General features: G+C 64.6%; 8 protein-coding genes. 3 read left to right on the top strand and 5 right to left on the bottom strand.

Going from position 1 to position 11,632, the window contains the following annotated elements; genetic code table 11:
• Window positions 1-169: 169 nt before the first annotated feature.
• Window positions 170-2,482, bottom strand: a complete 2,313-nt coding sequence (locus ABE459_RS24285; RefSeq protein ID WP_125464274.1) for an acylase — start codon at window positions 2,480-2,482, stop codon at window positions 170-172.
• A 208-nt stretch (window positions 2,483-2,690) separates the two neighbouring features.
• Between ABE459_RS24285 and ABE459_RS24280 the strand changes: the two genes are divergently transcribed.
• Window positions 2,691-3,053: a fe2+ zn2+ uptake regulation protein gene (locus tag ABE459_RS24280; RefSeq protein WP_125464275.1), complete on the top strand. Its 363-nt coding sequence runs from the start codon at window positions 2,691-2,693 to the stop codon at window positions 3,051-3,053.
• Between the two features lie 36 nt (window positions 3,054-3,089).
• On the opposite strand, the gene ABE459_RS24275 is transcribed toward ABE459_RS24280, so the two are convergent.
• A complete protein-coding gene (locus ABE459_RS24275) occupies window positions 3,090-3,278 on the bottom strand; it encodes a hypothetical protein (protein ID WP_110994403.1) in 189 nt (62 codons plus the stop codon).
• Between the two features lie 485 nt (window positions 3,279-3,763).
• Here ABE459_RS24275 and ABE459_RS24270 point away from each other — a divergent pair, with 485 nt between their 5' ends.
• Window positions 3,764-4,144: a Mor transcription activator family protein gene (locus tag ABE459_RS24270; protein ID WP_125858839.1), complete on the top strand. Its 381-nt coding sequence runs from the start codon at window positions 3,764-3,766 to the stop codon at window positions 4,142-4,144.
• Between the two features lie 77 nt (window positions 4,145-4,221).
• Here ABE459_RS24270 and ABE459_RS24265 read toward each other — a convergent pair whose 3' ends face one another.
• From ABE459_RS24265 to ABE459_RS24255, 3 genes are read right to left on the bottom strand one after another with little or no spacing between them, the layout of a single operon-like run.
• Window positions 4,222-7,893 (bottom strand): translocation/assembly module TamB domain-containing protein, encoded by a 3,672-nt coding sequence (locus ABE459_RS24265; protein WP_323833605.1) that lies wholly within the window; start codon window positions 7,891-7,893, stop codon window positions 4,222-4,224.
• On the bottom strand, window positions 7,893-9,635 hold the full coding sequence (locus tag ABE459_RS24260; protein ID WP_323833603.1) for an autotransporter assembly complex family protein: 1,743 nt from the start codon (window positions 9,633-9,635) through the stop codon (window positions 7,893-7,895). The genes ABE459_RS24265 and ABE459_RS24260 overlap by 1 nt, the downstream gene beginning before the upstream one ends.
• 53 nt (window positions 9,636-9,688) lie before the next feature.
• The gene (locus tag ABE459_RS24255; RefSeq protein WP_323833601.1) at window positions 9,689-10,339 is read right to left on the bottom strand and encodes a GNAT family N-acetyltransferase; all 651 of its coding nucleotides are present in this window, start codon (window positions 10,337-10,339) and stop codon (window positions 9,689-9,691) included.
• 163 nt (window positions 10,340-10,502) lie between these two features.
• Here ABE459_RS24255 and xthA point away from each other — a divergent pair, with 163 nt between their 5' ends.
• Window positions 10,503-11,315, top strand: a complete 813-nt coding sequence (gene xthA, locus ABE459_RS24250) for an exodeoxyribonuclease III (RefSeq protein ID WP_125464280.1) — start codon at window positions 10,503-10,505, stop codon at window positions 11,313-11,315.
• Window positions 11,316-11,632: the final 317 nt, after the last annotated feature.

Below are 11,632 nucleotides of genomic sequence, written 5' to 3'. Positions count from 1 at the left end.
CTCGCGCCGGCACGCCGCCGCCCACTGGTTTGTGGCTGGGGTGGGGTCCAGCGGGTGGGGGGGGGCGCGGGGTGGCCGGCGATGAGGCCAGCCCAGACACTGCAAAACGGTTGCTCCCACAGGGTAGTGTCCATCCTGTGGGTGCTGGTCGGTGATGAGCATCACCGCGCTACTGAGCGCTGACCACCGCCGCTCTGTCCTTCTCGCTGATCACATACTGCCGATACTGCGGATCCGCCTTGATCTGCGCCTCGGTGAACGGGATCACTGACAGCTGCTTGGCGGCAAAGGCGCGGGTCTGGTCACCGGCATGGGCCGAAGCCGCCTCGCTGGACAGTGAAAACGCCAACAAGCCCTGAGCCTGGGGCCCCTGCTCGGTGAAACTGACCACCTGCAGGTAGCTGGAACCGCTGACCACCAGGCGCTTGCCCGGTGCGACCGGCACACTGAGCATGGCGTTATACACCCCCAACTCCTGCGGACCGCCAGGCACCGGCGTGCCGTCGCTGGCCTGCTGGATCTGCCCCCAGCGCTGCTCGGCAGCGATGCCGGCTTTGCCAACCTGGGCCAACGAGGCCAGTGCAGCCTGGTGCAACAGTTTGCCCACCGCCGCCTGCTCCACCGCCAGGCCACGAGGCGTATGCAGCGGGTCGGCCGGATCGAACGCCACTCGCCAGCTTTCGCGATGTTCGGCCAGCGTGCCGGCGATGTTCTCGAAGTGCACCAGGCCGATCCCAGCCTCCAGGTCAGCTTTGCCATTCCAGGCCTGCAGGCTGGTGCATACCGCCGCGACATCCGCCGGCGCGCCTTTGCACCATTGCAGCAGGTCGGGCAACAGCAGACTGGCCAGGTATACCTCGTCATCGAACACCATGCGCTTCAGGGCATCGCCGTCCAGCTTGGCGCTACCTTGCAGGCGCTGCAGGGCGAAGCGGCTGCGCATGCCCAGCGGTTGTTCGGCACGGCTTTGCAGCGGCGAGAAACCGGCCAATGGCTGAGCGGGGTTGGCCAGCCAGGCCGAGTCATTGGAATGCTGCACGAAGTCGCTGCGCACCAGGTTCGGTTGCAGGCGCGCCGGGAAGATCCCCGGTTGAGCGGCCTGGGCGTCTACCTTCCACTGGCAGGCACTGCGCGAGCCGTCCAGCACCACCACCGGCTCGGTGACGCCAGGGTTGCCACAACGAGCCAGCAACTCTTCATCGACATAGGGCACCACTGACTGATTCAGGTACAGCGCCTGCCCCGCTGCGTCGACCGCCAGGGTGTTGACCCAGGGGATGCCCTGTAACTGCGCAATCGACGCTTGCAGCGCGCCCAGGCTGTCGGCGCGGTTGATCCGATACCACTGTTGCAGCACCCGGGTGTTTTCCAGGTTGGCGTCACGCAGCGCATAGGCCGCCTTGTTGTCCCAGTCCAGCCGGCCGGGCCATTGCACCACCGGGCCGAACTTCGACAGGTAGATGGGCCGTTCGACCTGCTGCAGCGCGCCGCCCTCGCCTTTTACCGTGACGCTGACCTTCTGCTGCTCAAGCGGCAGCGACTGCCCATCGAACAGGTAACGGGTCGGGTCTCTCGGGTCGAGTTGCAGGCGGTACACCGTGAAGTGCTTCGACGTGTCTACCGTATGGGTCCAGGCCAGGTGCTTGTTGAAACCGATATTGACCACCGGCAGGCCCGGCAATGCCGCCCCCATGACATCCAGTTGCCCGGGAATGGTCAGTTGCATCTGGTAGAAGCGCATCCCGCCTACCCAGGGGAAATGCGGGTTGGCCAACAACAGGCCACGACCACTGGCCGAGCGCTGCGCGCCCACAGCAACGGCGTTGCTGCCACGGCTCATGGCGAACTGTTGCTGCCGGGCCAGGGCCACGCTGTAGTCGACCGTGGGTCGCTGCGCCGCAAGGTTGGGCGGGGTTGCCGCCACCACGGCCTCGGCGAATTGGCCTACGCCACCTTCGGCCAACAAGCGGCGGGTCAACTTGACCAGGTCCAGGCTGGTGATGGGCCGCACCCAGTCGCCCGCCCCGCACTCGGCGGGCAGGCCCTGGGCCCGACGCTCGCCCAGTGCGCGGTTATAGCCGCGGGCATAGCCGTCCAGCAGATCGCGCACCGCTGCCGGTTGGGCCTGCAGGAAGCCGCTGACCGCGACGGGGTTGTTGAGCCAGGTGAAGAACAGGTCGCTGGCGAGGTTGTCGCGCTGTTCCACGGTCTTGCCGTCGCCACCGAAGTAGCGGGAGCGTTCGCCGTTGACCGTCAACACCTCGTTGGCCAGCAGGCACAGGTTGTCCTGGGCGTAGGCATAGCCGATGCCATAGCCCAGACCACGCTCGTCGTTGGCCAGGATGTGCGGCACACCAAAGCTGGTGCGGCGGATCTGCGCAGAGGCTTCGCCGCTAGCCTCGCGCGCCTGCGCCAGCAGGCTGGAGGCAACCAGGACGGCGGCGAGGCCAAGGCGCAGGGTAGGACGCGAAAGAGGGATCACAGGCACTCCTCGTGCAATCGGGGGGTTATCCCGATCAAACGAATGGCCGGATGAAAATTTTACGCCCTCTTGCCTGCTGCAACGTCTTCAACAAGGCAGGTCAGATTTTTTTACCGAGGGACTGCAGTTTTGCCGTTCTCGTTCGTCTTAATAGGTGAGAGAGGCAACAACGATGAATCCGCTGCGGTCGATGAAAAGGAGCATTCGCATGCACAACCCACAACCTTCGCTACCGGCGGCGCGCAGCCCGGTCGGCACGCCCTGCGCACAGGAAGTGCGCACCGGCAACGAGCAGATTCGCGAGCTGCTGCGCGTCTACGGGCTGCGTACCAGCCTGATCCGCCTCAAAGTCATCGACGCCCTGCACAGCGCCGATCGAAACGGCCGCAGCATTGGCGTGCGTGGTGTTCACGCGCACCTAGAGCAGCTGGACATTCCGTTGTCGTTCCTCAGCGTGCGCGAGGTGCTCAAGCGGCTGTGCACCGAAGGTGTCATCAGCCTGGGCAACGACAAGTGCTACAGCCTCGAGCCCCAGGCCCGCGCCGTACTCGAGCAGCCCACCTTGCGTTGAGCGTACGGCCGGCCATGATCCGCCGGCCGGCCCGCCTCAGGGCTTGACCTTGCGCCGCAGGATCCCGTTGATCACCACCACGACCACCGCAACGGCGATGGCGATGAACTGGAATGTCTGCTCGCTGATGGTGCCCTGCTTCTGCAGGTGACTCAGGCCGAGCATGATCCCCAGTACCACCAGGATGATCAGGATCGAATATTTCAGGCGCTGCACATGTGTCATCGGGAGTTCCTTGCGACATCGGGGACATGAGGCTCCCTTGGAGCCGGCGCCATGATACCTCGCTGCCATTTCCTACGCTGATTTTCCTGCCCGCCTACGACGCACGCCTCCCTTCAGCATCAGATTCGCTGCTTGCCTGACGCAAAATCACCTCGCCGGTCGACGCCCGGATACCTGGGAATATTGTTCCCCTGCAACTGCGTGGGGTGATACACCCAAATTGCCACCATGGAAGGTCTTCTCTAGGACTTTTGGGGCCTGTAGCGTAAGGGTGAAGAATTTTCATACATCAATTATCGCGATTGCTTTCAAACGTCGTGCCGACAAGGCTACAAGCGCCGGTCCGATTCGCGCCTAGCGACCCTTTCTGATGCTGTTTGAAAATCGAGGCAAGCCAAGCGCCCAGCCGCGCCATGGCAACCCTCGGCGCGCGGTCTATGCAAAGGCCACGTGTCAAACGATCCCACAGCTCAAGGATGCCTTGCGTGGACATGCCAGACCTGAACAACATCGAAGTAACCCAACTGCCTCAGTCGCTGCAGGTGCTGATCGAATGCATCGGCCTCGAAAATGCCTATCGGCTCACCTGTGAGTTCGGCGGGCGCCCCAAGTACATCCCCAAACACCGCTCACGTACCAAACTGGCAGATGTCTTGCCGCCCGAAGCGCTCGACGCGCTGATCAAGCGCTTTGCCGGCCTGGCACTGGAGATCCCCAAAGCCGACCACTTTCAGCGCCAACTGCGCAACCAGCAGATTCAGAAGGAAAGCGCCAACGGCCTGTCACGCAGCCTGTTGGCCGACAAATACGGGCTTAGCCTGCGACAGATCGGCAATATTCGGCGCCAGGACTGCCAGGCTCGCTAAGCGTTGAAAGGATGAATGAGACGACCAGAGGCGTCCGCGCCCGGCCACTGGTAGCCGGCGCGGACGAGCGCGAACAGTCAGAAGTCGCGCTTGTAGAAGATGTCCAGCGAGCTGGCCAGGCCGCTGGCGGCCTCCAGGTAGACTTTCTTGCTCAGCTTGTAGCGCAGGGCAATGGTATTGGCAGGCTCGAACACCCCCACACCGTAACGCAGGCTCAGCCGCTCGCTGAGGTTGCCGCTGGCGACCACACTGGTGCTTGTGCCCGAGCCCTCGGTGTCGAGCTGGAAATCTTCGATCCCCAGGTTTGACGCCAGGCTGCCAGTGATCCCGGCACTGCCCGCCAAACCCAAGCCCAACGCCGCCTCGGCCAACATGTTGCTGTCTTCGCCTGAAGCGCCCAGTGGCCGCCCCAGCACCAGGTAGGACAACGCCTGCTCCTGGCTCATCGCCGGCTCGGAAAACACCTTGGTGGTGGGTTGTTCGGCGCTGCCGCTCAGGCGAATACCGGCAATCACGTCATCCACCTGACGAATCGCTTCGATATCCAGGTACGGCTGGTCGATGGGGCCCGCGAACAGCAGGCGCGCCCGGCGGATGGTGAGGCGCTGGCCATAGGCACGGTAGCGACCATCGGCCAGGCTCAGTTCCCCGCGGGTATCGAGGTTGTCACCAATGTGCACGTGGCCCAGCAGGTTGGCAGTGAGGCCGAAACCACTGAACGACAGCTTGTCGCGGCCGACCTCGACGTCAATGTCCATCGCCACCGCCATGGGCGGTTTGCCCTCCTGCGTCTGATGGCCAACGATCACCGTGTCGTCGGATACCTGCACCGTCGACGGCGGCAGTTCACGCACGGTGATCTTGCCCTTGGGCACCAGCACCTTGCCGGTCACCGCCAGCTTGTCGTCGACCAGGCGGATGACCAGGTCGGGCGCAACCTCGAGCACCGCGTAAGGCTCGACGGTGACCGGCAGCTGCTGGCCGCTCAGGCGCAGCTCCATGGCCAGCGCCTGGCCCCAGGTCATCTGCCCGGCCAGCTCGCCGCGCCCGGCGTCGCCACTGCGCCAGTCGCCCTTGAGCTGCACCTGCTCGCCGGCGATCAGCGCCTGCAGTGAAAGAGCCTGCAGGCTCACCGGCAATTCCGCGCCGCTGACCTCACCACCGCTCAATGCCAGGTTGCCGTTGACCTGCGGTGCCAACAGGCTGCCCGACAAGCGCCCACTGCCATTGAGCTGGCCGGCCAGGCGCTCGACCATCGGCAGGAATGGCCGGGCCACCGACAGCTCCAGGCCGGCCAGGCGGAACTCACCGGTCAACGGTTTGTTGCGCCCAAGCGGGTCAAGGCGGGTATCGAGGGTCAGCTCCCCCAGGCGCTCGCCACGAAAGTCCAGGCGGGTGTCCACCCGACGTGGTGCCAGGGTGCTGTCCAGGCGCAACACCTGATAGGGGAAATCAACCCAGCGCCCCTTGTCGCGCACGCGCAGGGTGCCGCCACCGGCATCGACACGAATACTGCCCTTTGGACCGCTGGCCGGGATATCGAGGTTGATGTCGGCATTGAGCAGCCCCTGCCAGGCGAAGTCCTTGGGCAGCCATTGCGCCAGGCTGTCCAGCGGGAACTGCTTGAGGTGATAGCGCAGGCGCGGCTCTGGCGCCAGGCGCTGGTCCTCGCCACACAGGCTGGCAAGGCCAGCGCGCCAGCAATGGGCACCGAAGTCCAGCTGGCCGCTGGCCAGGCGCTGCAGGCGCGCCGGGGCTTGCAGTTGCCAGTCCTGGCCACCGGCCTGGATACGCCCGCTGGCCAGGCGACCGCGCCAGTCGCCCTTGCCGAGGGTGCCGTCGAGCGCCAGGTCGAGCTTGAGCTGCGGGCCATCGAGCGCCAGGGTGGCAGACTGCTGGCGAATATCGCCCTTGCCCTGCACATCCAGGTTGCCCAACGGGGTATCGCCCAGGCGGATAGCGCCGGCCTTGAGCGTGAGCTGCCCACGCTGGGCATTGTCCAGGCGCGCGTCGAGGTCCAGCCGCTGGACACGGTTGTCGGCCTGCGCCAGTTGCTGGCCGTGCAGCGTGAGGCTGCCCTGGGGCGCAGCGAGGGTGCCAGCCAGGTCCAGGCGGCCCTTGACCTGGCCCTGCAGTTGCGGCCAGAGCTGGCCAAGGCGCGGCAGGTCGAGGTCAACGCGCCCGGCCAGGCGCTGCTGCAGGCTGCCGCTGCCGTTGATGCGGTTGTCGCCCAACTGCACCGCCAGGCTGCCCAGGGTCCAATGCTCGCCCTTGCCGTCGGCATCCACCTTGAGCACGGCTGGCTGGCCACGCAGGCGCCCCTTGAGGTCGAGCTGCGCCTTGAGCTCCAACTGCTGGTTCTTCAGCTCGCCCTGGCTGCGCAATGGCCCGGCCAGGGTGCCGGGCAGCTCGGCCAGCCAATAGGCCGGGTCTAGCGCTGCCAGCTGCAGGTCGACATCCCAGGCCAGGGTGTCGGCAAAGCGCAAGGCGACGCTGCCGGTGGCCTTGCCCTGCCCTGCACTCAGCGCCAGCTGCGGCAGCCGCACCTGGCCGAGGTCACCGTCGAATGGGCTGGCGACGGTGAAAGCGCCTGCCGGGCCATCCAGGTCACCGTTGAACACGCCCTTGTAGTTGCCATCGCGGTACTGCACCTGCGCATTGAAGCGTTTGAGGGTCACCTGCGGTGGCTGCTCGAGGGGGTACAGGCGCAACCAGGGGAAATCGAGCCAGTCGATGCTGGCGTCGGCGCTCAAGCCCTGCTGCCAGTCGGCACTGGCCTGCAGCTTGACACGCTGGGTATCGCTGGCATTGAGGTCCAGGGTGTCGAGCCGGGCGCCCTTGGCGTCCACCTTGCCGGCCAGCACCAGGCCCACCGGGCCCTGCTCCGCCGGCAGCGTGGCCGCACCGGACAGCTGGTAGCCCTTGAGCAGGTCGCCCTGGGCGTCGAGCCTGAGCTGGTTGAGTTGCAGGGTGTCGGGCAGGCTGGCGGCGGGCTTGAACGCCTCGGCGCGCAGGCTCAGTTTCGCCGGCAGGTGCTCGGCCAAGGCCTGCAGCTCGCCGTTCAAGTGGGCATCGAGGTAGCCACTGCTGCTGGCGTCCAGCGTCAGTGTCTGTTGCAGATCGCCCTTGGCGCTCAACGCCAACTGCCAGGGTTGGCCGTCCACGGCCGGCAGTTGCAAGGTGCCTTGCAGCTGCAACGGCCAGTTGCCTTGCGGTTGCAACTCGCCCTGCAGGTCAAGGTGCAGGTCGTCGCGCTGCAGTTGCAGGCTGTCGATCCGCAGGCCGGCCGTGGTCCAGTGCGCAGCCAGCTGCAGATTACCCAGCAGCTCACTGCCATCAAGCCGCAGCTGGCCGACCTTCACCTCGCCCAGTTCGATGGCCAGCGGCAGATTCAGCGCCGGCAGTTGCAGCGGGCCGCTGTCAGGCTCGCTTTCACCCGGGGCGAAGGCCATGTCGATACGCTCGGCCTGCAGACGCTCGATGCACAGGGTGGCGCGCAACAGGCAGGCAGGGGACCAGTCCAGCTGCGGGGCTTGCAGTTCGATCCGGCTCTGGCCGTCAACCCAGCGCAGTTGGCTGGCTTGCCAACTGCCACCCAGCTTTCCTGCGAAGTCGCTGACCTCAAGCCCCGGCACCAGCCCCATTACCCAGCGGCTGCCCGCCTGGCTACCCAGCACCAGGCCCAGCGCCAAGGCGATCAGCAGCAACAAGGCGCCAATAACGAGCAAGAGGGATTTGAACACACGCATCACAGCTCGGGCCCCATGGAAAAGTGCAAACGAAAACCACCGTCGTCGTCCAGCGCGTGGGCCAGGTCCAGGCGCAGCGGCCCTACCGGCGAGACCCAGCGCACGCCGATGCCGACACCGGTCTTGAGGCTAGGCAGTTCCAGGCTGTTGAAGGAGTTGCCCTGGTCGATGAAGGTTGCCAGGCGCCATTTTTCGGCGATCGAGTACTGGTATTCGGCACTGCCGGCCACCAGGTAGCGACCGCCGATACGGTCGCCCTTGTTGTTCTCTGGCGACAACGACTGGTAGTCGTAGCCTCGCACGCTCTGGTCGCCACCGGCGAAGAAGCGCAGCGACGGTGGGATGTTCTGCTGGTAGCCGTTGGTGGCGCTGCCGCCGAACTGCACGCGGCCGAGGAAACGGTGGTTGTGGCCGAGGGTGGTCAGGCCTTTGAGCAGCACGTTGCCGTGCACCAGGTTGGTATCCGAACCCAACCCTTCCTTGGCCGCCTGCAGGTCGAACTGCAGCCGATAGCCCTGGTGCGGATCGATCCGGTTGTCGCTGCGCAGGTAGGCGAAACTGATCCCCGGCATCAGCAGGTTGCTCAGGCCCGAGTCGTCACCCAGGCGGTACTCTTCGCGCTGGTACTTGAGCGAGATCACCCGCTGCCAGCCGCTGGGCAGCTTGCTGTGCCATTCCGGGCCGACGGTCAGCAGCTTGCTCAGCGTATCGGTGCCGGCGATATCCTCGTTCTGGTAGCCGCCGGCAAAGCGCAACTTGTCGGTGAGCGGTGGGTCGAGCGGGATGTCGTACCACAGCCCGACGTTCTGCCGGGGCGCCGACAGTTCGGTCTCCCAACCGTAGCTATGGCCTTGCGGGTTGACCCAGTGACGGGTCCAGTTGGCCTTGGCACGCGGACCGACGTCGGTCGAAAAGCCCAGGCCCAGGCCCATGGTGCGTGGTTTACGGGTGTCGAGGCGAACTTCGACGGGAATATCTTCGCCCACGGCGGCGGTCGGCGCGGCATCCACCCGTACGCCTTCGAAATAGCCGCTCGATTGCAGATCGTTGTTGAGCTCGGCGATCAACTCCGAGTCGTAAGGGGTGCCGGGCTGGAACTGCACCATGCGCTGCAGCAGGTCCTGGTCCAGGGGCGTGTCACCGCCGAAGTGCACCGCACCCAGGCGATAGCGTGGGCCGCTCTGGTAGACCAGTTCGATGTCGGCGACACCGGCCTGGGGGTCGACTGCCAGGCGCTGGCGGGTGAAGCGGCCACTGAAAAAGCCATAGCGCGACGCCTGGTTGAGGATCAGGCGCTTGGCATCTTCGTAATGCCCGTGATTGAGTTGCTCACCGGGACGCAGCGCCTTGCTGTCGGGGATGCGAAATGCCTTCATTTCGTTGGCCGGCCCTTCGATACGCACCGTCACGTTGCGCAGGCGTACCGGCTCACCTGGCTCGACCCGGATGATCAGTTGCGGGGGTTTGTCCTTGTCACTCGGCGCCTTTACTTCGCTGTCGATGCGCGCCTGGTAATAACCCAGCGCCTGCGCCGCCTTGCGTGTCTGCTCCTCGGCGCCGCGACTGAAACGCAGCAGCGCTTCTTCATCGCGCTCGCCGAGGCTGCCGATATAACCTTCGATATTGGCCTTGAGCGGCTTGTTGGCGGGTTTCACCCGGACCAGCAACTCGCTCTGCGCCCATGCCATGGAGCTGGCGGCCAGCAGCAGCAGGCCCCAGCAAAGTCTTCCTGAATACGTCATGCGGCGCATGCTACCAGAGCGAGCCGGTCAAGGGTGCCGCCTGTCAATACCGGTCACACAACTGTCGCATTGGACGACGCCGGATTGGGATGAAAGAACACCCTTTCTCGGATTGGCCCTACAGCGACCTCACCGATCTCTTGATAGCCCTGGCGCTCATAGAAGGCCAGGTAGTGTGGATTGCCGGTATCCAGCACCACGCCCTGGGTGACCGGGTCATCAGCACACCAGTCGTGCACCGCTTGCAGCAACTGTTCGCCGTAGTGCTTACCCTGGAACTGCGGATGCACACCCAGCAGCGGCAGTACATGCACCTGCCCGCTCGGCAGGCAACCCGCGAGCGCAGCCTGGTAGTCCAGGTAGCGTCGCGTGCAGCGCAAACCGGTGCCGAGCATCATGCGCAGGCGCCATGCCCAGCTGTCAGCTACACCCAGTCGACGTTGTGGCGGCACGATCAGCGCGATCCCGACCAGGCGGTCATCCACCAGCAGACCGATCGCCGGCAACTGTAGGTAGAAGTGCTGGCGCAGCCATTCGCGCACCAGCACCCGCAGACGCTGTTCATAGCCAGGGCGCTGGGCTTCGAACAGCCATGCAAAGGTCGGTTCATGGCGATAGGCGTGGTACAGCAGCGAGCGGGCCTCGCGGGCGTAGCCTTCGTCGAGCAGGCAAATACTGGCTGGTGCGGCTGGGGCGTCGGGCATCGCGGGCGGTCCTCCTGGAATGGGCGTGCAGTGCCTTGGAGTTACTGCACCGCGTATCGTTCACCTCCCACAGCACGTTAGCAGCGCCAACCCTGGGTCGCCACGCTGGCCGCCGCCGGCGATGTCGGCTAGCATTCGAGGCTTTTATCAGGATTGTCTTTCCATGAAAGTCGTCTCGTTCAACATCAATGGCCTGCGCGCCCGCCCGCACCAGCTGGCGGCGCTGATCGACAAGCACCAGCCGGACGTGATCGGCCTGCAGGAAACCAAGGTCAGCGACGAACAGTTCCCGCTGGCTGAAGTCGAGGCGCTCGGCTACCACGTGCATTACCACGGCCAGAAAGGCCACTACGGCGTGGCGCTGCTGTCTCGGGAAAAGCCGCTGTCGCTGTCCAAGGGTTTCGCCAGTGATGAAGAGGATGCCCAGCGCCGCTTCATCTGGGGCACTTTCGCCGACCGTAACGGCACGCCGATCACGGTGATGAACGGCTACTTCCCCCAGGGCGAGAGCCGCGACCACCCCACCAAATTCCCGGCCAAACAGCGTTTCTACAGCGACCTGCAAGTGTTGCTGGAGAGCCAGTTCAAGAATGACCAGCCGCTGCTGGTGATGGGTGATGTGAACATTTCGCCGCAGGATTGCGACATCGGTATCGGGGCGGACAACGCCAAGCGCTGGTTGAAGACCGGCAAGTGCAGTTTCCTGCCTGAAGAGCGTGAGTGGATGGAGCGCCTCAAGGGCTGGGGGCTGGTCGATACGTTCCGCCATCTGCACCCGGAGGTGGCTGATCAGTTCAGCTGGTTCGACTATCGCAGCCGGGGGTTCGAGGATGAGCCCAAGCGTGGGCTGCGGATTGACTTGATCATGGCTTCGCAGGGGTTGCTGCCACGGGTCAAGGCGGCGGGGATTGACTATGAGTTGCGGGGGATGGAGAAGCCTTCGGATCATGCGCCGATTTGGCTTGAGTTGGGGTGAGGTTTCGGGTTCGGGTTCGGGTTCGGGTTCGGGTTCGGGTTCGGGTTCGGGTTCGGGACTCAGTGTGTTTGTTTTGATAGATGTATGCGCATTCAGCGGCGATGGCGACTTTTAGTAACCTTTCCGCCCTTACGGCGGCCTACGAGGGTGTCAGAAATTTTGTGTTCGGGCATACCATGAGTAAGAGGTGCATGTATGCCAACCAAAAAGAAACCGCTTCGAGAGTTACCGAAGGTCCCGAAAGAGCTGCTTGAACAGTTTTCCGCGACCCCACTGATGACCGCAGAGGCTATCGAAGAGGCCTCTGCCGCCTTCAA

Source organism: Pseudomonas sp. TWI923 (genome assembly GCF_039673365.1).
GTDB lineage: Bacteria > Pseudomonadota > Gammaproteobacteria > Pseudomonadales > Pseudomonadaceae > Aquipseudomonas > Aquipseudomonas sichuanensis.
The sequence above is the reverse complement of the archived record's forward strand: the minus strand, read 5'-3'. Positions and strand labels throughout refer to the sequence as shown.